This is a genomic window from Pseudomonas sp. B21-048 (assembly GCF_024748615.1).
Classification (GTDB): Bacteria; Pseudomonadota; Gammaproteobacteria; order Pseudomonadales; family Pseudomonadaceae; genus Aquipseudomonas.
This window is the reverse complement of the sequence record NZ_CP087168.1, coordinates 15139-36308: the sequence shown is the minus strand read 5'-3', so window position 1 is coordinate 36308 and position 21170 is coordinate 15139. Positions and strand designations below refer to the sequence as shown.

Below are 21170 nucleotides of genomic sequence, written 5' to 3'. Positions count from 1 at the left end.
AAAAATCGTCCGAACCCGTTCACACCGCAATCGAGGGTAACGGAAGACCATTGAGCGATTGCGCACTGCTAGCCTGTTCCGCCATCAACCAATCCACAAACAGCTGAATCAACGCCCCACGCCGTTTGCGCTGGGGCAGGACCACGTAATAGCCCAGCCTGGAAATCACCGTATCGGCAATCGGGCGACACAACAGACCTTGCGCCAACAAGTTATCCACAAGGTGCCGCCATCCGATTGCAACGCCCTGACCGCCAATCGCCGCCTGAATCAGCAAGGTGTAGTTGTCGAAGCGCAGTTGCCCCGGCGCTGGGGCCGAGGTGATCCCCAGCTCGCGAAACACACCGCTCCAGTCGAACCAGTTGCTGCTGTTCTCGCCTCGCAGGTGCAGCAGCGGAAATTCCAGCAAGACCTGAGCCGGCAAGGGCAGGGCACGGTCCTTCAATAGCAGCGGGCTGCATACCGGGAACACCTCTTCGCTGAACAGCCAGTGGCTCTCGCCTTGCTTGAACCGGCCATCGCCGAACAGCACCGCCACATCGATGTCGGTGCGCAGCATGTTGTGGCTGCGTTCGCTGGTAACCAGGCTGACGTCCACTTGAGGGTTGGCGGTATGGAAGCGGTGCAGACGCGGCATCAGCCAGTACGCAGCGAAGGCAAAGTCAGTGGCCACCTGCAACACTTCGTGCTGTTGTTGTGCGCTGATTGCGCTCAATCCTGCATCGATATTCTGCAAACCGAGCTGAACTTGCTCAAACAGAATAGTCCCGGCCTCAGTCAACTCAATACCGCGATAGATACGGTCGAACAACCGTGTCGCAAGCTGTTCCTCCAGTCGTTTGATCTGCTGACTGATGGCCGGTTGCGTGGTGCCGAGCTCCACCGCGGCGGCGGTGAAGCTGCGTTGCCGGGCTGCGGCTTCAAAGGCACGCAGCAGGTCCAGGGACAAATCACCGAGGGCGTCATACATAAGCTGTGCTTATCCTAGTCATTGCCTGGCATGGGCTTTACCACAAAGAGTATGGACTCCATGCTCGATCACAGCACTCTCGCATAAATATCCACTATGGAATGCCGCGATCACATGAAGCGCAAAAATATTCTTTTCATCATGGCCGATCAGATGGCCGCGCCAATGTTGCCGTTCTACGGCCCTTCACCGATCAAACTGCCGAATCTCAGCCGCCTCGCCGCCGAAGGCGTGGTGTTCGACGCCGCATACTGCAACAGCCCACTCTGCGCGCCGTCGCGTTTCACCCTGGTCAGCGGTCAGTTGCCGAGCAAGATCGGCGCCTACGACAACGCGGCCGATTTCCCCGCCGACGTTCCAACCTATGCCCACTACCTGCGTCGCCTCGGTTATCACACCGCGCTATCGGGCAAGATGCATTTCTGCGGCCCGGACCAGTTGCACGGCTATGAAGAACGCCTGACCAGCGACATCTACCCGGCCGATTACGGCTGGTCGGTGAACTGGGATGAGCCCGATGTGCGCCCAACCTGGTACCACAACATGTCATCGGTGCTGCAAGCCGGGCCCTGCGTGCGCACCAATCAGCTGGATTTCGACGAAGAGGTGGTGTTCAAGGCTCAGCAATATTTGTTCGACCACATCCGCGAGGATGGCGATCAGCCGTTCTGCCTGACCGTATCGATGACTCACCCACACGATCCGTACACGATTCCTAAAGCTTTCTGGGATATGTACGACGATGCCGACATCCCTTTGCCCGAAACACCCCCGCAGGATCAACTTGATCCTCACTCCCAGCGTCTGCTCAAGGTCTATGACCTGTGGAACAAGCCGCTGCCTGTGGATAAGATTCGCGACGCGCGTCGCGCCTACTTCGGTGCGTGCAGCTATATCGACAGCAACGTCGGCAAACTCCTGCAAACACTCGAGGAAACCGGCCTTATCGACGACACCATCATTGTGTTCTCCGGGGATCACGGCGACATGCTCGGCGAGCGCGGCCTCTGGTACAAAATGCACTGGTACGAAATGGCTGCCCGTGTACCGCTGTTGATCAGTGCACCAGGGCAATTCGGGGCCGGGCGGGTCAGCGCGGCGGTGTCCACTGCCGATCTGTTGCCGACCTTTGTCGAACTGGCCGGCGGCTCTCTGGAACCGGGTCTGCCGCTGGACGGCCGCTCGCTGGTTTCGCACCTGCAAGGGCAGGGCGGTCACGATGAAGTTTTCGGCGAGTACATGGCCGAAGGCACCATCAGCCCGTTGATGATGATTCGCCGGGGCGCCTACAAATTCATCTACAGCGAAGACGACCCTTGCCTACTCTTCGATGTACATAACGACCCCAAGGAACAGGAAGAACTCAGCCAATCGCCGCAACATCGGCAGCTATTTGATGAGTTTCTCGCCGAAGCGCGGGCCAAATGGGATATCCCGGCGATCCACCAACAGGTGCTCGCCAGTCAGCGACGCCGGCGTTTCGTCGCCGACGCCCTGACCATTGGCAAGCTGAAGAGCTGGGATCACCAGCCGCTGGTGGACGCCAGTCAGCAGTACATGCGCAACCACATCGACCTCGACGATCTGGAACGTAAAGCACGTTATCCACAACCCTGCCAAAACCAATAACGTTAAGGGGAAGTCCATGCAAAGGTTATCCACAGTACTGACGGTCGGGCTTCTGGCTCTGGGCAGCGCCTCGGCTTATGCCGAGCAAAGCTGCGAGACGGTGAAAATGGCCGACCCTGGCTGGAGCGACATTGCTGCAACCAACGCCATCACCGGGTTTCTGCTGGACGGCATGGGCTACAAGGCCAAGGTCGACACGCTGGCAGTACCGATCACCTTTGGCGGTCTGAAGGATGGCCAGGTGGACGTATTCCTCGGTAACTGGATGCCGGCGCAGCAGGGCTTCTACGACAAGTTCGTGGCCAACGGCGACGTTACGCAACTGGCGAAGAACCTCGACGGCACCGAATTCACGCTGGCGGTCCCGGATTACGTTTGGGATGCGGGTGTGCATAACTTTAACGACTTGAACAAGTACGCCGAGCTACACCCAAAAGAAGTCGACAAAAAGATCTATGGCATCGGCTCCGGCGCCCCGGCAAACATTTCGCTGCAAGAGATCATCAAGAAGAATGACTTCGATATGGGCCAGTGGAAGCTGGTCGAATCCAGCGAGCAGGCGATGCTGGCCGAAGTGTCTCGCGCGGTGAAGAAACAGAAGTTCGTGACCTTCCTCGGCTGGACGCCCCACCCGATGAACGTGCAGCTGAAAATGCATTACCTGAAAGGCGGCGAGAAGTACTTCGGCGACACCGGCAGCGTTTATACACTGACCCGCAAAGGTTATGCACAGGCCTGCCCGAACGTCGGCAAACTGCTCACCAACCTGAGTTTTACCCAGGAAATGGAGAACAGCATCATGGCCGAGGCGGTGAACAAAAAGGTCAGCAATGCCGAGGCGGCCAAGGCGTGGATCAAGGCCAATCCGGCGGTGCTGGATAAGTGGCTGGACGGTGTGAAGACCGTGGACGGGAAGGATGCGTTGCCGGCGGTCAAAGCCAAACTTTAACTGCTACCACTTGATCGTTCCCACGCTCCGCGTCACATCCCGAAGCGGACGCAGAGCGTCCATGGCGGCATTCCCACGCAGAGCGTGGGAACGATCAGCGTCGGTCCTGATACTCTTCCGTAAAACCCTGCCCGAGAGGACCCATGGCCTTCCCCAGCCGCCATTCACTCTTCCCCTTCCTGACCTGGTTGCCCCGGCAAACCCGCGCCAGCGTCGGCCGTGACCTGATTGTCGGCCTGAGCGGTGCGATTCTCGCGTTGCCGCAATCCATTGCCTACGCCCTGATCGCCGGTCTCCCACCAGAATACGGGTTGTACGCCGCGATTATCCCAGTGCTGATCGCCTGCCTCTGGGGCTCGTCATGGCATTTGATCTGCGGTCCTACGGCGGCCATTTCCATCGTCCTGTATGCCAGCGTCAGTCCTCTGGCTGTCCCCGCGTCGCAGGACTACGTCACGCTGATCCTGCTTCTGACACTCCTTGCGGGCATTTTCCAGTGGTTGCTGGGTTTGCTGCGTTTCGGCGCTTTGGTGAATTTCGTCTCTCACTCGGTGGTGCTGGGCTTCACCCTTGGCGCAGCGGTGGTGATTGCCATTGGGCAACTGCCGAACTTGCTGGGGCTGGATGTGCCCAATCAGGCCACGGCACTGAACAGCCTGGTGCTGCTGTTCAGTCATCTGAGTGAGGTGGACAAACCCTCGCTGGTACTGGGCCTGGCCACGGTCGTGGTGGGCGTCGTACTGAAACTGCTGGTGCCGCGCTGGCCGACACTGTTGATCGCTCTGGCCCTGAGCGGATTGCTGGTGTGGCTGTGGCCAGCGATGTTCGGTCATGTGCAGTTGGTCAGCGCCTTTGTCGGGCGGCTGCCACCCTTCAGCCCGTTGCCGCTGGATCTGGACCTGGTGTTGCGCCTGCTGCCTAGCGCGGTGGCGGTCGGGATGCTCGGGCTGGTGACGAGCCTGTCGATTGCCCGCTCCTTGTCGGCGCGCTCGCAGCAGTTGCTCGACGCCAATCAAGAAGTCCGCGCCCAAGGCTTCTCGAACATGGTCGGTGCGTTTTTTTCCGGCTCGCTGTCAGCCGGTTCCTTCACCCGCTCGGCCCTGAGCTATGACGCCGGTGCCTGCTCACCGTTGGCGGGCGTTTTTTCAGCAGTATGGGTGGCGTTGTTCGCTATCTTCGGTGCGGTATTGATCGCGCACATTCCGATCCCGGCTATGGCCGGCAGCATTTTGTTGATCGCTTGGGGATTGGTCGACCATCGCGGCATTCGCGCCTTGTTGCGGGTCAGTCGTGCCGAGTTTCTTGTCATGGCGCTGACCTGTGTCGCGACGCTGTTGCTGGAGTTGCAAACGGCGATCTACGCCGGCGTGCTGGCCTCGCTGTTCTTCTACCTCAAACGCACCTCGCAACCTCGGGTGCAGCATTGGCGTGAGGGCGACGAGGACATTCTGCGAGTCGGCGGTTCAATCTTTTTCGGCGCCAGCCATTACCTGCAAGTGCGTTTGCAACGGATGCACGGCGCGCGGGTAGTGATCGAGGCGCAGCAGATCAACTTCATCGACTATTCGGGCGTGGAAATGCTGCACCAGGAGGCGCGACGGCTGCTGCGCCAGGATCGCAGCCTGACCCTGCGGCGGGCACGGCCACAGGTGGTGGAGGAATTGAGAAAGCTCGAAGGCGCGGAGAAATGCCCGATCCGGTTTGAAGATTGAAACACTCCCCTTGAGGCTCGCCACAAATGCCTAGAGCGCGAGCTGGCGACGGAGCTCGGCCAGCACCGGCGCCGTATCCGGGCGCACACCGCGCCACAGATAGAACGCTTCCGCCGCCTGCTCGGCCAACATGCCCAGGCCATCCATCGCCACCGCCGCACCGTGCTCGCTGGCCCAGCGGCAGAACGAGGTCGGGTCTTTGCCGTACATCATGTCGTAGCAAACCGTCTTGCCCGGTTCGATCAAACTGCTGGCAATAGGCGGTACATCACCTGACAGACTGGCGGACGTAGCGTTGATGATCAGGTCCACCGGTTCCAGCAACCAATCGAAACCACTGGCCGACACCGGCCCCAAATCCGCGAACAACTCCGCCAGCAATTCGGCTTTTTCCACCGTGCGGTTGGCAATGATCACCGACGCCGGTTGCTCCGCCAGCAGCGGCTCCAGCGCACCACGCACCGCCCCCCCGGCCCCGAGCAGCAGGATGCGTTTGCCCGTAAGGCTGAATCCGGCGTTGACCGTCAGGTCCCTCACCAGCCCGGCGCCATCGGTGTTGTCACCCAGCAAACTGCCATCGGCCAGTTTGCTCAGAGTATTCACCGCGCCGGCTCGCTGCGCCCGCTTGGTCAAACTGTTCGCCAAACGATAGGCGTCTTCCTTGAACGGCACCGTCACATTCGCCCCACGCCCTTCGCGGAAAAATGCCTGGGCACAGCCGGAAAAATCATCGAGGGGCGCCAGCAAAGTGCTGTAGTCCAGTTTTTGCCCCGTCTGCTCGGCGAACAAACGGTGGATCAGCGGCGACTTGCTGTGGCCAATCGGGTTACCGAATACGACGTAACGATCCATCAGGATTCCTCGTTCAGGCCTTGGCCAACCAATCGCGGTCTTGCAGGAAGTACTCGGTCAGGCGCGCTTCTTCACTGCCCGGCTCGGCCTTCCAGTCGTAGGCCCAGCGCACTTGCGGTGGCAATGACATCAGAATCGATTCGGTACGCCCGCCCGATTGCAGGCCGAACAACGTACCGCGGTCATAGACCAGGTTGAACTCGACGTAACGACCACGGCGAAACTCCTGGAATTCACGCTGTTTGGCCGTGAACGCATCGTTCTTGCGGCGCTGCACGATCGGCAGGTACGCGTCGATGAACGCATCGCCGATGGCGCGCATGAAGGCGAAGCTCGTGTCGAAGTCCCACTCGTTCAAATCATCGAAAAACAAACCGCCGATGCCGCGCGGCTCGTGGCGATGCTTGATGTGGAAATAACTGTCGCACCAGGCTTTGTAGCGCGGGTAGACGTCCGGGCCGAACGGCGCGCAGGCCTGTTCGGCGACGCGGTGCCAGTGCGCGCAGTCTTCTTCATTACCGTAATAAGGGGTCAGGTCGAAGCCGCCACCGAACCACCAGACCGGCTCTTCACCTTCTTTTTCAGCAATGAAAAAGCGCACATTGGCGTGGGACGTCGGTACATGCGGGTTGTGCGGGTGAATCACCAGAGACACGCCCAAGGCTTCGAAGCCTCGGCCGGCCAGTTCTGGCCGATGAGCGCTGGCGGAGGGTGGGAGTCCGCTGCCAAAGACGTGGGAAAAGTTGACGCCGCCCTTTTCGATGACCGCGCCGTTTTCTATCACCCGGGTGCGACCGCCACCACCGGCAGGGCGGGTCCAGGCGTCTTCGACGAAACGTGCGCCGCCGTCTTCGGCTTCCAGGGCAGCGCAAATGCGGTCTTGCAGGTCGAGCAGGTAGGCTTTTACGGCCTCGGTGCGGGTCGTCATGTCATCACCTTGAATCGGGCAAAGCTACGCGGCGCTCCATCGGAGCGGGGGCCGGCGCAAATGGGCCCGTAGCATAACATCGCAGGCGAGCCTGCCGCAGTTGACGAAGATCAAGCTTGGGAGTTCGATAGGGCGCTTGGCGCTACAACTCTAGAAGCCAAGACTTAAGGAGAGAGCAGATGGCAAAACGTATCCAGTTCCGCGCCCATGGCGGCCCCGAAGTGCTCGAATACGTGGACTACCAACCCGCCGAGCCCGGCCCGCTGCAGGTACGCGTGACCAACAAGGCCATCGGCCTGAACTTCATCGACACCTATTACCGCAGTGGCCTTTATGCGCCGCCAACCCTGCCATCGGGCCTGGGCGCCGAGGGCGCGGGCGTGGTCGAAGCAGTCGGAAGCGAAGTCACCCGCTTCAAGATCGGCGATCGCGTGGCATACGGCAGTGGCCCTTTGGGCGCCTACAGCGATGTTCACGTATTGCCGCAAGACAACTTAGTGCACTTGCCGGACGCCATCAGCTTCGAACAAGCCGCCGGCGTGATGCTCAAAGGCCTGACCGTGCAGTACTTGCTGCGTCAGACGTATGAACTCAAGGGTGGCGAAACCATTCTGTTCCACGCTGCGGCCGGCGGCGTTGGTTCCCTCGCCTGCCAATGGGCCAAGGCCTTGGGCGTGAAGCTGATCGGCACGGTCAGCTCAGCGGAGAAAGCTGCCCTGGCGAAGGCCAATGGTGCCTGGGCGACCATCGATTACAGCCATGAAAACGTCGCACAACGCGTGCTGGAGTTGACTGACGGCAAAAAAGTGCCGGTGGTGTACGACGGTGTAGGTAAAGACACCTGGCTGACGTCGCTCGACAGCGTCGCGCCTCGGGGGTTGGTGGTGAGTTTCGGTAATGCTTCAGGCGCAGTGGATGGCGTGAATCTGGGGATTCTCGCGGCAAAGGGTTCGCTGTACGTGACCCGACCGACCCTGGCGACCTACGCCAACAACGCTGAAAACCTGCAAAGTATGGCCGATGAGCTGTTCGAGATGATCATCAGCGGCAAGTTGAAGGTGGACATCAGCCAGCGCTATCCATTGGCTGAAGCGGCCAAAGCGCAGACCGAATTGTCGGCACGGCGCACGACGGGCTCGACTGTTTTGTTGCCTTGAGGACGCCATCGCGGGCAAGCCCGCTCCCACAGGATTTCGGTCGTTCACATTATTCGTAGACTCGGATCTGTGGGAGCGAGGCTTGCCCGCGAAGAACGATGACGCGGTCTAATCCGGGCGCACAACGTGGCCGGTGGCCAGATCGCGAATCACGCTCGGATTCTTCCGCCCACCCAGATTGCCGCCCAGCACCCAATCAACCTGCCCACGGAAATACTGCTCCACGCGAAGCCGCGTCCGCGCCGCCGGCCGTCCCTGAGGGTTGGCCGAGGTTGAAACCAACGGCCCGACCAACGCACACAAATCCCGCACCAGTGGGTGATCGCTAACCCGCAACGCCACCGTTTCATGCACTCCGGTAATCCACTGGGGCAACAGATTCTGATGCGGCACCAGCCAGGTGTTGGGCCCCGGCCAGGTGCTGGCCATGCGGTCCATCCACAATTCAGGGAAGTCTTCGAAGAGGAAGTCGAACTGGCGAATATTGTCGGCCACCAGAATCAGGCCTTTATCCACAGACCGTCCCTTGATCAGCAGCAGACGATCCACCGCCTCTTCGTCCCACGGGTCGCAACCCAGACCCCAGACAGCTTCGGTTGGATAGGCAATGACCGCCCCGGCGCGAACTTCTCGTGCGGCTTGTTGCACACGCCAACTGTTGACCATGAAAAACTCTCCGGAATAAGGCTCTGCGCAGTTTACCGATCTTCCTTATAAAACCTAGTTTACCCGCGCAAACCATCGACCGCTTTCGCAGACCGCACGGCCGTCCATTTCCAATTCCGTCAGCACTGCCAACACTTTCGACAACGCCCAGCCGCTGGTGACCGACAAGGCTTCGCTGGTATGGGGCGCCGCGTGGAGCAATATGAGCAGCGGATGAGCCTCTGTCGGCGCTTCTGTGGATAACGGCAGCCGTTGCCAGCCGCGCAAGGCTTCGAGGATGTGCTCGATGGTTTCCACCAGCACCGCACCGTCGCGGATCAGCTGATGACAACCCTTTGCCCCAGGGTGATGGATCGACCCTGGTATCGCATACACCTCACGCCCCTGTTCCGCCGCCAGCCTCGCGGTGATTAATGAACCACTGGCAATACTCGCCTCGACCACGAGCACGCCGAGGGACAAACCGCTGATGATTCGATTGCGCCGGGGGAAATTGCTGGGGAAAGGGCCGGCGTCCAGCGGGAACTCCGAAAGTACCGCACTTCCCGAAGCGATCATGGCGTCTGCCAGTCGCCGATTGCGCTGTGGATAAAAATTTTCCAGCCCCGTGCCAAGTACACCGACCGTTTGCCCGCCAACGTCCAGAGCCGCCTGATGCGCGGCAGCATCGATACCCAGGGCCAGACCACTGGTGATGACAAAACCGGCGCCAGCCAGAGTGCGCGAAAACGCGGTGGCAGTGTCCATGCCTGGTCGTGAAGCACGACGGCTGCCGACCATCGCCAGCTGTGGTTTTTCCAGAATTCCCGGATCGCCCGCGACGAATAACAGCGGCGGCGCATCACTGATTTGCGCCAGCAATGCGGGGTAGTCAGGTTGGTCCCACATCAGTAAATGCTGGCCCGGGAGCTCTAACCAGGCCAATGCATGACTGGCGCCGTCACGGACTTCAATAGAGCGCCGGGCTTCCGCACAAGCAAGTGGCAGGCCCAACGCACGCCAGGCGCTGGCCGGCGCGCTGATGGCTTTGGAGGCAGAGCCGAAGGCTTCAAGCAATTTCTTGAAACGCGCAGGACCGAGTTCCGGCAAACGGTGCAGGCGTAAACGGGCTTCCAGTTCCGCAGGGGAAACGGACGTACAGGCAGACAGCGACATGGATCATCCTTGATCGTTATAGAGTCCCGTCGAATCGGGAATAAGCTGTGGATAACTCTGTTGGTAACTTGTGAGCAGGCTTACGGATTTCGCACCTTGTCCATCACCGCCAAAGAGCGCGATGCGTTAAGGACCAGCCCGTAGCTGAGCTTGTCGTAAGTGCGAAAGACCATCAGCAAACCGGCCCGCTCGTCGGGAATTTTCAATGGCTGGCCAGTGATCCGGTCACGCACGGTTTCACCGGTTTTCATCACCACCAATACATTGCCTTCGGCCAGGCCATCGCGCTGCCCCTTGTTCAACGTGACGACATCCAGCGCGCCGATCTGGGTGACCCCACGCGGTACATCGATGATCAAGCCGTTGATGTCGGTGGTTGGCGCACTGGGCATGAAGGTCGAATTGATCGAGCGCTCTTCGCCGCTGAACAGTCGGTCGCCGAGTCGCACTTCCTGAGTGGTGCGTTGCAGGGCCAGGGTGGCGACGTCGCCTTCAGTGGCAATGATCTCGCCGCCGCCGATGTCGTCGGCGTTGATCCCCAGAAACTCCTTACTCTGCGGATCGGTGTAGACCTTGCCCTGACGGAAGATGCCGTACACCGGTTGTGCCGGGTCGAAATGGCCACGGGCGAATATTCGATCACCGGTGCCGCTGAGCACCCGTTCGGCATCGCCGGCGACGATGTAGGGCGCCTTGTCGAAATCCTCTGCCTTGTCGACGATGCGATTGCTCAGCAGAAAGCTGTTGATCGATTTCAGCGGAATGCTCGAAATGGCATCGGCCACCGGCGAGCTGCGGATTCGTGGCGAAAGCTTGATGGTGCCCCGGGAAGCGCCGCGATTGAGGGTCAGGCGTGGCTGACCGTTGACATAGACCAGCGACAGCGTATCGCCCGGATAGATGAGATTGGGGTTTTCGATCTGTGGATTGGCCTGCCAAAGCTGCGGCCACTCCCACGGCTCACGCAGGTATTTGGCGGAAATGTCCCAAAGTGTGTCCCCTGCCACCACGGTGTATTGCTGTGGAAAACCTTCCCTGAGTTGCACTTGCCCGTGCGCAAAACCGGCCGAGGCCAGAAGGAGCAGGGCGAGTAGTGATTTCCTCATGCGGTGAATCCCTTTATTATGTACGTTCGCGTGAAACGCCAGAGCCCTCGTGGCTCGCTCCCGGCTCATTATTGAAAAGCCGGAAGCTACGTTCACAACGGTAGCCTGCATCCCCGGACTCGCCAGGCCATCGACCCGACTTTACCTCACACGTGCAGCAATTGAGCTTATGGCCATTTTAGACATCCTCGAATTCCCCGACTCACGCCTGCGCACTATCGCCAAACCCGTGGCTGTAGTGGACGACGAAGTGCGTCAGTTGGTCGATGACATGTTTGAAACAATGTATGAAGCGCCAGGCATCGGCCTCGCCGCGACCCAGGTCAACGTGCATAAACGTATCGTCGTGATGGACCTCTCCGAAGACCGCAGCGAGCCACGGGTGTTCATCAACCCTGAGTTCGAAACCCTGACCGACGAGATGGAGCAATACCAGGAAGGCTGCCTGTCGGTGCCGGGCTTCTACGAAAATGTCGACCGCCCGCAGAAGGTCAAGGTCAAGGCCCTGGATCGCGACGGCCAACCGTACGAATTGATCGCCGAAGGGCTGCTCGCGGTATGCGTCCAGCATGAATGCGACCACCTCAACGGCAAATTGTTCGTTGATTACCTGTCCACGCTCAAACGCGACCGGATCAAGAAAAAACTGGAAAAGCTCCATCGCCAGAACGCTTGATGCCCTTCTTTCAAAGGCTTGCTGCGGCAAGCCTTTTTCTTTTCAAGACGCTTTGTAATTGAGAGCTTTCATGACTGAGCCACTGCGCATTGTCTTTGCCGGTACCCCGGAATTCGCCGCCGAACACCTCAAGGCCCTGCTCGACAGTCCTTACGAGATCGTTGCGGTCTACACCCAACCGGACCGTCCGGCGGGCCGTGGGCAGAAGCTGATGCCGAGCCCGGTCAAGCAGTTGGCTCTGGAGCACAACATCCAGGTGTTGCAACCACCAACCCTGCGCAACGAAGACGCTCAGGTTGAACTCGCCGCACTGAAGCCGGATTTGCTGGTAGTGGTCGCCTACGGGCTGATCTTGCCTCAGGTGGTGCTGGATATTCCGCGCCTGGGCTGCATCAACAGCCACGCATCTTTGCTGCCACGCTGGCGCGGTGCGGCGCCGATCCAGCGTGCCGTCGAAGCGGGCGACAGCGAAAGTGGCGTGACCGTCATGCGCATGGAACTGGGCCTCGACACCGGGCCGATGCTGCTCAAGGTCACCACGCCGATCAGCGGTGAAGACACCGGCGGCAGCCTCCACGATCGCCTTGCAGAGATGGGCCCACCGGCCGTGGTTCAGGCGATTGCCGGCCTGGCTGCAGGCACTCTGGAAGGCGAAGTGCAGGACGACAGCCTCGCCACCTACGCACATAAATTGAACAAGGACGAAGCGCGCATCGACTGGAGCCGCCCGGCAGTTGAACTGGAGCGTCTGGTTCGCGCCTTCAACCCATGGCCGATCACCCACAGCACGCTGAACGGCGAAGCGCTGAAAGTGCTGGCTGCGAGCCTGGCCGAAGGGCAGGGCGCACCGGGTGAAATCCTCAGCGCCAGCAAGGACGGCTTGGTCGTCGCCTGCGGTGAACAGGCACTGTGCCTGAGCCGTCTGCAATTGCCCGGCGGCAAGGCGCTGAACTTCAGCGACTTGTTCAACAGCCGTCGTGAGAAATTCGCCGTCGGCACCGTTCTCGGTCAAGCGGCGGACGCTCAATGAATCCACGTCTGGCTGCCGCCAAGGCACTGGCTGCTGTTCTTAACGGAAAAGCCTCACTCAACAGTTCTCTGCCGACGCAAATGGACAAGGTCGAAGACCGTGATCGCGGCTTCACCCAGGACCTGGCGTTCGGCACGGCTCGCTGGCAGCCACGTTTGTCGGCGCTGGCGGCCAAGTTGCTGCAAAAACCGTTCAAGGCGGCCGATGCCGATGTCGAGGCGCTGTTGCTGGTCGGCCTCTACCAACTGCTCTACACCCGGGTTCCGGCCCACGCTGCCATCGGCGAAACCGTCGGTTGCGCCGACAAACTGAAAAAGCCGTGGGCCAAAGCCCTGCTCAACGCCGTGCTGCGCCGCGCCCAGCGGGAAAGCGAAGCGCTGCTGGCCGAGCTGGAGCACGACCCGGTGGTGCGCACCGCTCACCCACGCTGGCTGCAAAAATCCCTCAAAGCTTTCTGGCCTGAGCAGTGGGAAGCCATTTGCGCGGCGAACAACGCTCACCCGCCGATGATTTTGCGGGTCAACCGTCGCCATCACACCCGCGATGCTTATCTCGGGTTGCTGACTGAAGCGGGCATCGCTGCCACGCCGTGTGTTTACAGCCGGGACGGCATCATCCTCGACGCCGCGGCCGACGTGCGCAGCCTGCCGGGTTTCGCCGAAGGCTGGATCAGCGTGCAGGACGAAGCCGCGCAATTGGCCGCCGATCTGCTGGACCTGGCGCCAGGCCAACGGGTGCTGGACGCCTGCTGCGCACCGGGCGGCAAGACCTGCCACATCCTTGAGGCCGAGCCCAAACTGGCCGGCGTGGTAGCTGTAGATCTGGAAGCCAAACGTCTGGTGCGAGTACGGGAAAACCTTGCACGCCTGGGACTGAGCGCCGAACTGATCGCCGCCGACGGCCGCGACACCGCGACTTGGTGGGACGGCAAACCGTTCCAGCGCATCCTGCTGGACGCCCCCTGTTCGGCCACCGGCGTGATCCGTCGTCACCCGGACATCAAACTGACCCGTCAGCCCGACGACATCGCTGCACTGGCGGTGCTTCAGGGCGAGCTGCTTGATGCCATGTGGATAACGTTGGAAGTGGGCGGCATCCTGCTTTACGCCACCTGCTCCACGCTGCCGACCGAAAACACCGAAGTCATCGAAGCATTCCTCGCTCGCACGCCGGGTGCCCGTGAACTGGACCTCGCCACGACGGCCGGCATCAAACAGCCCCATGGTCGCCAGTTGCTGGCCCAGGAAGGCGGCCACGACGGGTTCTACTACGCCAAGCTGATCAAGATCGCCGCCGCGCGCGGTTAACCGGTTTTAAGGGAGTGACTGGATGAAAATCATCATCCTCGGCGCAGGGCAGGTTGGCGGCTCGCTGGCAGAACACTTGGCCAGCGAGGCCAACGACATCACCGTGGTCGACACCGATGGCGAACGCCTGCGCGACCTCGGCGATCGGCTGGACATCCGCACCGTGCAGGGTCGCGGTTCGCTGCCGACCGTACTGCGTCAGGCCGGTGCCGACGACGCCGACATGCTGGTTGCAGTGACCAACAGCGACGAAACCAACATGGTGGCCTGTCAGGTCGCTCACACCTTGTTCCACACGCCAACCAAGATCGCCCGGGTCCGCGAAGCCGCGTACCTGACCCGCGCCGAACTGTTCGATAACGAAGCAATTCCGGTCGACGTGCTGATCAGTCCGGAGCAAGTCGTTACCAACTACATCAAGCGCCTGATCCAGCATCCGGGTGCATTGCAGGTCATCGACTTCGCCGAAGGCAAAGCACAACTGGTGGCCGTGAAGGCCTATTACGGCGGTCCGCTGGTGGGTCAGCAACTGCGGCAGCTGCGCGAACACATGCCGAACGTCGAAACCCGCGTTGCGGCGATTTTCCGTCGTGACCGGCCGATCCTGCCCCAGGGCGATACGGTGATCGAGGCCGACGACGAAGTGTTTTTCATCGCCGCCAAAGCGAATATTCGCGCGGTGATGAGCGAAATGCGCCGTCTCGATGAGAGCTACAAACGCATCGTCATCGCCGGCGGCGGGCAGATTGGCGAGCGGTTGGCCGAGGCCATCGAAAGCCGCTATCAGGTGAAGATCATCGAGATGAACCCGGCCCGCTGCCGCCATCTCTCGGACACCCTCGACAGCACCGTGGTGTTGCAGGGCAGTGCCTCCGACCGCGATTTGCTGATGGAAGAGAACATCGCCGACGCCGACATCTTCCTGGCGCTGACCAACGACGACGAAGCCAACATCATGTCGTCGCTGCTCGCCAAGCGCCTGGGCGCGAAGAAGGTGATGACGATCATCAACAACCCGGCCTACGTCGACTTGATCCAGGGCGGCGACATCGACATCGCCATCAGCCCGCAACTGGCGACCATCGGCACCTTGCTGGCCCACGTGCGGCGCGGCGATATCGTCAGCGTGCACTCATTGCGTCGAGGTGCGGCGGAAGCCATCGAGGCCATCGCTCACGGTGATGCGAAGTCGAGCAAGGTGATCGGCAAAGCCATCGAAAACATCGGCCTGCCGCCGGGGACCACCATTGGCGCGATCATCCGCGACGAAGAAGTGATCATCGCCCACGACGACACCGTGATCGAAACCGGCGACCATGTGATTCTGTTTCTTGTGGATAAGAAGCATATTCGGGATGTGGAAAAGCTGTTCCATGTGGGGTTGAGCTTTTTCTGATGATCGTTCCCACGCTCGGCGTGGGAATGCCTCAACGGACGCTCCGCGTTCGGCTTTGAATGGGACGCAGAGCGTCCCGGACTGCATTTCCACGCGGAGCGTGGGAACGATCACTGACTGAGGAAGCACCGATGATCGAATCCCTGGAAAAAATGCTCGCCAAGGGTGTGGATAACTCGCTGCTGCGCTTCGGCTTGGGCAAGGGTTATCTGGATCTGGGTGAAAATGCCAAAGCCGCAGCGCATTTCCAGCGCTGCGTCGAGTTCGATCCAAAGTATTCGGCGGCCTGGAAGCTATTGGGCAAGGCCCATCTGGCGCTGGCGGATTACGCGGCGGCGCGTCAGGCCTGGGAACAGGGCCTGGAAGCCGCCCGCAACCATGGCGACAAGCAGGCCGAGAAGGAGATGACGGTGTTTCTGAAAAAGCTTGAGCGTCAGATCTGACACAAGGGACCACAGCGTTAGATCATCCAGTGTCTCAATACCAGCGTTCTTCGCCCGGCGGACGCTTCTTGAAGCGCTTCATGCTCCACATGTACTGGCTCGGATAAGCCCGCACGTAGCGTTCGACTACCTGACTCATCGCCGCGCAGGAGGTTTCGGTATCGGTGCTGTACATGGCCTCTGGCGCTGCTTCGAGGATCACTTTGTAACCTGAACCGTCCGGAAGCCGCAGGGCATGCAGGAACACGCCGACCGCTTTGCCGCCGGCCAGCATGTTCGGGACAAATTTGCTGGTCAGGGCCTGAGTGGCGAAGAACGGCACGAAGATCCCGGCGGATTCGGCTGGTTCCGGGTCAGCCGGAATGCCCACTGCACCACCTTTGCGCACTTCCTTGATCACGCTGAGGATGCCTTCCTTGGTGGAAGCAGCCACCCGGTTACCCAATTGCACCCGCTGCTTGCGCAGCAACTCATCCACCGCCTTGAGCTTGGGTGGACGGTAGAAAATGATCGGTTTGCACTGGTTGCAATAGAAGTGGTTCAACACTTCCCAGTTGCCCAGGTGGCTGGTGATGCCGACCACGCCTTTGCCGGACGCCAAAGCCTCTTTCAAAACGTCGAGACCTTCGACTTCACGCACCAGATCAAGGGAACGCTGAGCCGGCCAGATCCACGCGCAAGCGCTCTCGGTCAGGGACTTGCCAATGTCTTTCAGGCTCTGGCCCACCAGACGTTCGCGTTCGGCCGGGTCCATCTGCGGGAAGCACTTGGCGAGGTTAATCCGTACCACGTCGCGGGAACGGTTGGGGGTTTTCCACATGATCCAGCCAATCGCCGAACCCACCGCCTGCACTGCACACCAAGGAAGCAGGGCAAACAGACGCAGAGCGCCTACCAGCAAGGCGCCTTTCAACTTATCCACAGGTCACTCCTGATCTTGTGCTGTGCGCGAGGCGGCTATTCTAACCGCCGTTCGCCAAGGTGGCGTAGCGATCACAATCCCGAGTGTGGTCCATGACCATGCCCGAAGCCTGCATCAACGCGTAACAAATGGTCGGGCCGACGAACGTGAAGCCGGCTTTTTTCAGGCCTTTGCTCATCTCGACGGCGACCGGTGTCACGGCCGGCACTTCACTGCGATCCTTGAAATGATTGATCACAGGCGCTCCGCCGACAAACGACCAGAGAAACGTCACCGGATCTTCCAGCGCCAGCCAGGCTTGGGCATTGCGCCGGGCCGCATTGAGTTTGAGGCGATTGCGGATGATCCCCGGATCGAGCATCAATTCATCGATTTCCGCATCGCTCATCTGTGCCACGCGCTGTACGTCGAAGCCAAACAGCACCTCGCGATAACGCTCTCGTTTGCGCAATACGGTGATCCAGGAAAGCCCGGCCTGGAACCCTTCGAGCAAAAGCAACTCGAACAAACCCTGCGCATCGCGTAGCGGCGTGCCCCACTCCTGATCGTGATAAGCCATGTACAGCGGATCTTCGGTACACCAAAAGCAGCGTGGCATAAGGCTCCAGGGGGCGTGCGCAGGACCGAATCGGGTATACTCCCGCTCTTTAAATCGCAGCCCAAGAAACAGGTGAATTTCGTGAGCCAGCCTACGCCAGCCGTGCGTACCTTCCAAGACTTGATCCTCGCCCTCCAGCAATACTGGGCCGAGCAAGGTTGTGTGGTACTTCAGCCCTACGATATGGAAGTAGGCGCCGGCACTTTCCACACTGCCACGTTCCTGCGCGCCATTGGCCCGGAAACCTGGAACGCCGCTTATGTGCAGCCCAGTCGTCGCCCGACTGACGGCCGCTACGGCGAAAACCCGAACCGTCTGCAGCACTACTACCAGTTCCAGGTAGTCCTGAAGCCGAACCCGGACAACTTCCAGGAACTGTACCTGGGTTCCCTCAAGCACGTGGGCCTCGACCCGCTGGTGCACGACATCCGCTTCGTCGAAGACAACTGGGAGTCGCCAACGCTGGGCGCCTGGGGTCTGGGCTGGGAAGTCTGGCTCAACGGTATGGAAGTGACGCAGTTCACTTACTTCCAGCAAGCGGGCGGCATCGAATGCTACCCGGTGACCGGCGAGATCACTTACGGTCTGGAGCGTCTGGCCATGTACCTGCAAGGCGTGGACTCAGTCTACGACCTGGTCTGGGCTGACGGTCCGTTCGGCAAGGTGACCTACGGCGACGTGTTCCACCAGAACGAAGTGGAGCAGTCGACCTACAACTTCGAACACGCCAACGTCGAGAAGCTGTTCGAGTTGTTCGACTTCTATGAAAGCGAAGCCAAGCGCCTGATCGAACTCGATCAGCCATTGCCGTTGCCGAGCTACGAAATGGTGTTGAAGGCTTCCCACACCTTCAACCTGCTGGATGCGCGCCGGGCGATCTCGGTGACCGCGCGTCAGCAATACATTCTGCGTGTACGCACCCTGGCGCGTTCCGTTGCGCAAGCCTACCTGCTGGCTCGCGCCAAGCTGGGCTTCCCGATGGCGACTCCGGACCTGCGTGATGAAGTACTGGCCAAGCTGGAGGCTGCACAATGAGTGCTCAAGATTTTCTGGTTGAATTGGGCACCGAAGAACTGCCACCCAAAGCCCTGAATACCCTGGCCGAAGCGTTTATGGCCGGTATCGACAAAGGCCTGCAAGCTGCCGGCCTGAACTACGAAACCAAAACCGTCTACGCCGCGCCACGTCGTCTGGCCGTACTGATTACCGCGCTGGCGACCCAGCAGCCAGATCGCAGCATCAACCTCGACGGCCCGCCGCGTCAGGCCGCGTTCGATGCCGAAGGCAACCCGACTCAAGCAGCCCTGGGCTTCGCCAAGAAGTGCGGCGTCGACCTGAGCGAAATCGATCAGAGCGGTCCGAAACTGCGCTACAGCCAAAGCATCGCTGGCAAGCCGACCGCGAGCCTGATGCCTACCATCGTCGAAGATTCCCTGAACGACCTGCCGATCCCCAAGCGCATGCGCTGGGGTGCTCGCAAGGAAGAATTCGTTCGCCCTACCCAGTGGCTGGTGATGCTGCTCGGTGACCACGTCATCGACTGCACCATCCTCGCCCAGAAGGCGGGTCGCGATTCCCGTGGTCACCGCTTCCATCATCCTGAAAGCGTGCGCATCACCTCGCCAGCCAACTACCTGAGCGATCTGCGTGCGGCTTACGTGTTGGCCGACGCCAACGAGCGTCGCGAGCTGATCAGCAAACGTACCGAAGAACTGGCGACGCTGCAGGAAGGGACGGCCATTGTGCCGCCGAGCCTGCTCGACGAAGTGACCGCGCTGGTTGAATGGCCGGTGCCGCTGGTGTGCTCGTTCGAAGAACGGTTCCTCGACGTGCCGCAAGAAGCGCTGATCACCACCATGCAGGACAACCAGAAATATTTCTGCCTGCTGGATGCCGACGGCAAGTTGCTGCCACGTTTCATTACCGTGGCCAACATCGAGAGCAAAGACCCGCAGCAGATCATCGCCGGTAACGAGAAAGTGGTTCGCCCACGCCTGACCGACGCCGAGTTCTTCTTCAAGCAAGACAAGAAGCAAAAACTCGAAGACTTCAATTTGCGTCTGCAGAACGTGGTGTTCCAGGAAAAACTCGGCAGCGTTTACGACAAGGCCGAGCGCGTTTCCAAACTCGCCGCATTCATCGCTCAACGCATTGGCGGCAACGCTGCCTGGGCTTCCCGTGCCGGCCTGCTGTCCAAATGCGACCTGGCGACCGAGATGGTCGGTGAGTTCCCGGAGATGCAAGGTGTCGCCGGTTACTACTACGCCCTCAATGATAGCGAGCCGGAAGAAGTCGCACTGGCGCTGAACGAGCAGTACATGCCGCGCGGTGCCGGCGCTGAACTGCCGACCACCCTGACTGGTGCGGCCGTGGCCATCGCCGACAAGCTCGACACGCTGGTGGGTATTTTCGGTATCGGCATGCTGCCTACCGGGAGCAAAGACCCGTATGCCCTGCGCCGTGCAGCGCTGGGTGTATTGCGCATCCTGATCGACAAGAAGCTCGACCTCGACCTGAACGACGCCGTGGCGTTTGCCGTGAATGCGTTCGGTACCAAGGTCAAGGCTGCCGGCCTGAATGACTCGGTGCTGGAATTCATCTTCGACCGTCTGCGCGCCCGTTATGAAGACGAAGGCGTTGATGTCGGGACTTACCTGTCGGTACGTGCCCTGAAGCCGGGTTCGGCGCTGGACTTCGATCAGCGTGTACAAGCGGTAGAAGCGTTCCGCAAATTGCCGGAAGCCGCTGCCCTGGCCGCCGTGAACAAGCGTGTTTCGAACTTGCTGAGCAAGGTCGAAGGCTCTGTTCCTTCGGTCGTTGAAGCCAAGTACTTCGACAATGCCAACGAGTTCTCGCTGTATTCGGCGATCCAGCAGGCAGACCAGGCTGTTCAGCCAATGGCGGCGGCCCGCCAGTACAGCGAATCGCTGGCGCGTCTGGCCGCCTTGCGCGAGCCGGTGGATGCGTTCTTCGAAGCGGTGATGGTCAACGCTGAAGATGCCAAGGTGCGAGCCAACCGCTATGCGCTGCTGGCGCGTCTGCGTGGTTTGTTCCTCGGCGTCGCCGACATTTCGCTGCTGGGCTAAGGGGCTGCTGTTGAAACTGCTGATTCTCGATCGGGACGGAGTGATCAATTACGACTCCGACGCGTACATCAAGTCGGTGGAGGAGTGGATTCCGCTCCCCGGTTCGATCGAAGCGATCGCGCAGTTGAGCAAGGCCGGCTGGACGGTGGCGGTCGCTACCAACCAGTCAGGCATCGCTCGCGGCTATTACGACATCGCCACCTTGGACGCCATGCACGCTCGCTTGCGCGAGCTGGTGGCGGAGCAGGGCGGCGAAGTCGGGCTGATCGTCTATTGCCCGCACGGGCCAGATGATGGCTGCGATTGCCGCAAGCCCAAACCCGGGATGTTGAAAACCATCGCCGCGCATTACAACGTTTCGCTGACGAATCTATGGTTCGTCGGCGATACTCTCGGTGACCTGGAAGCCGCCAGAGCCGTCGACTGTCAGCCAGTTTTGGTAAAGACAGGGAAAGGCGAAAAGACTCATAGCAAAACCCTGCCGGCGGGCACCTTGATTTTTGACGATCTGGCGGCGATTGCCGCGGAACTTATCCATCACTAAGGCTCTTCTGACAATCCTGGCCAAGGACTGATCGGGAGTGCGTT

20 protein-coding genes are annotated in these 21170 nt (G+C 60.3%); 12 read left to right on the top strand and 8 right to left on the bottom strand.

What is annotated here, in order from left to right; genetic code table 11:
* Positions 1-19: 19 nt before the first annotated feature.
* Positions 20-970: a choline sulfate utilization transcriptional regulator gene (locus LOY56_RS00155; protein ID WP_258618550.1), complete on the bottom strand. Its 951-nt coding sequence runs from the start codon at positions 968-970 to the stop codon at positions 20-22.
* A 114-nt stretch (positions 971-1084) separates the two neighbouring features.
* Between LOY56_RS00155 and betC the strand changes: the two genes are divergently transcribed.
* From betC to LOY56_RS00140, 3 genes are all read left to right on the top strand, one after another.
* The gene (gene betC / locus LOY56_RS00150) at positions 1085-2599 is read left to right on the top strand and encodes a choline-sulfatase (RefSeq protein WP_258618548.1); all 1515 of its coding nucleotides are present in this window, start codon (positions 1085-1087) and stop codon (positions 2597-2599) included.
* 16 nt (positions 2600-2615) lie between these two features.
* Positions 2616-3548, top strand: coding sequence for a choline ABC transporter substrate-binding protein (gene choX, locus LOY56_RS00145; protein WP_258618546.1), 933 nt, complete (start codon positions 2616-2618; stop codon positions 3546-3548).
* 143 nt (positions 3549-3691) lie between these two features.
* Positions 3692-5260 (top strand): SulP family inorganic anion transporter, encoded by a 1569-nt coding sequence (locus LOY56_RS00140; protein ID WP_258618537.1) that lies wholly within the window; start codon positions 3692-3694, stop codon positions 5258-5260.
* A gap of 30 nt (positions 5261-5290) precedes the next feature.
* On the opposite strand, the gene aroE is transcribed toward LOY56_RS00140, so the two are convergent.
* Positions 5291-6112: a shikimate dehydrogenase gene (gene aroE, locus LOY56_RS00135; protein ID WP_258618535.1), complete on the bottom strand. Its 822-nt coding sequence runs from the start codon at positions 6110-6112 to the stop codon at positions 5291-5293.
* 13 nt (positions 6113-6125) lie between these two features.
* A complete protein-coding gene (gene hemF / locus LOY56_RS00130; protein ID WP_258618529.1) occupies positions 6126-7040 on the bottom strand; it encodes an oxygen-dependent coproporphyrinogen oxidase in 915 nt (304 codons plus the stop codon).
* A gap of 179 nt (positions 7041-7219) precedes the next feature.
* Between hemF and LOY56_RS00125 the strand changes: the two genes are divergently transcribed.
* Entirely contained in the window at positions 7220-8197 is a 978-nt protein-coding gene (locus LOY56_RS00125; RefSeq protein WP_258618527.1) for an NADPH:quinone reductase, read from the top strand.
* A 108-nt stretch (positions 8198-8305) separates the two neighbouring features.
* On the opposite strand, the gene LOY56_RS00120 is transcribed toward LOY56_RS00125, so the two are convergent.
* The 3 genes from LOY56_RS00120 to LOY56_RS00110 all read right to left on the bottom strand — a co-directional run bounded on the left by LOY56_RS00120 (position 8306) and on the right by LOY56_RS00110 (position 11124).
* Positions 8306-8863, bottom strand: coding sequence for an L-threonylcarbamoyladenylate synthase (locus LOY56_RS00120; RefSeq protein WP_258618525.1), 558 nt, complete (start codon positions 8861-8863; stop codon positions 8306-8308).
* A gap of 54 nt (positions 8864-8917) precedes the next feature.
* Positions 8918-10018: a DNA-processing protein DprA gene (gene dprA, locus LOY56_RS00115; RefSeq protein ID WP_258618519.1), complete on the bottom strand. Its 1101-nt coding sequence runs from the start codon at positions 10016-10018 to the stop codon at positions 8918-8920.
* A gap of 80 nt (positions 10019-10098) precedes the next feature.
* Complete coding sequence (locus LOY56_RS00110; protein WP_258618513.1) at positions 10099-11124, bottom strand: LysM peptidoglycan-binding domain-containing protein; 1026 nt, start codon at positions 11122-11124, stop codon at positions 10099-10101.
* 169 nt (positions 11125-11293) lie between these two features.
* Between LOY56_RS00110 and def the strand changes: the two genes are divergently transcribed.
* The 5 genes from def to LOY56_RS00085 all read left to right on the top strand — a co-directional run bounded on the left by def (position 11294) and on the right by LOY56_RS00085 (position 15976).
* Positions 11294-11800, top strand: a complete 507-nt coding sequence (gene def, locus LOY56_RS00105; RefSeq protein WP_258618511.1) for a peptide deformylase — start codon at positions 11294-11296, stop codon at positions 11798-11800.
* Between the two features lie 70 nt (positions 11801-11870).
* The gene (gene fmt, locus LOY56_RS00100; protein ID WP_258618506.1) at positions 11871-12830 is read left to right on the top strand and encodes a methionyl-tRNA formyltransferase; all 960 of its coding nucleotides are present in this window, start codon (positions 11871-11873) and stop codon (positions 12828-12830) included.
* Complete coding sequence (gene rsmB / locus LOY56_RS00095; RefSeq protein WP_258618504.1) at positions 12827-14137, top strand: 16S rRNA (cytosine(967)-C(5))-methyltransferase RsmB; 1311 nt, start codon at positions 12827-12829, stop codon at positions 14135-14137. Before fmt ends, rsmB begins: the two co-directional genes overlap by 4 nt.
* A 22-nt stretch (positions 14138-14159) precedes the next feature.
* Complete coding sequence (gene trkA / locus LOY56_RS00090) at positions 14160-15533, top strand: Trk system potassium transporter TrkA (protein ID WP_258618502.1); 1374 nt, start codon at positions 14160-14162, stop codon at positions 15531-15533.
* A gap of 131 nt (positions 15534-15664) precedes the next feature.
* Positions 15665-15976, top strand: a complete 312-nt coding sequence (locus tag LOY56_RS00085; protein ID WP_258618501.1) for a tetratricopeptide repeat protein — start codon at positions 15665-15667, stop codon at positions 15974-15976.
* A 34-nt stretch (positions 15977-16010) separates the two neighbouring features.
* Here the strand turns inward: LOY56_RS00085 and LOY56_RS00080 are convergent, their stop codons facing one another.
* On the bottom strand, positions 16011-16898 hold the full coding sequence (locus tag LOY56_RS00080) for a lysophospholipid acyltransferase (protein WP_258618500.1): 888 nt from the start codon (positions 16896-16898) through the stop codon (positions 16011-16013).
* A gap of 40 nt (positions 16899-16938) precedes the next feature.
* Positions 16939-17496 carry a DNA-3-methyladenine glycosylase I gene (tag, locus tag LOY56_RS00075; RefSeq protein ID WP_258618499.1) on the bottom strand — a complete coding sequence of 186 codons (558 nt, stop codon included), beginning with the start codon at positions 17494-17496 and terminating at the stop codon, positions 16939-16941.
* A gap of 81 nt (positions 17497-17577) precedes the next feature.
* Here tag and glyQ point away from each other — a divergent pair, with 81 nt between their 5' ends.
* From glyQ to gmhB, 3 genes are read left to right on the top strand one after another with little or no spacing between them, the layout of a single operon-like run.
* Entirely contained in the window at positions 17578-18531 is a 954-nt protein-coding gene (gene glyQ, locus LOY56_RS00070) for a glycine--tRNA ligase subunit alpha (protein ID WP_003213601.1), read from the top strand.
* Positions 18528-20582: a glycine--tRNA ligase subunit beta gene (gene glyS / locus LOY56_RS00065; RefSeq protein ID WP_258618498.1), complete on the top strand. Its 2055-nt coding sequence runs from the start codon at positions 18528-18530 to the stop codon at positions 20580-20582. The genes glyQ and glyS overlap by 4 nt, the downstream gene beginning before the upstream one ends.
* Positions 20583-20586: 4 nt before the next feature.
* Positions 20587-21126 (top strand): D-glycero-beta-D-manno-heptose 1,7-bisphosphate 7-phosphatase, encoded by a 540-nt coding sequence (gmhB, locus tag LOY56_RS00060; protein ID WP_258622919.1) that lies wholly within the window; start codon positions 20587-20589, stop codon positions 21124-21126.
* The last annotated feature ends 44 nt before the right edge of the window (positions 21127-21170 follow it).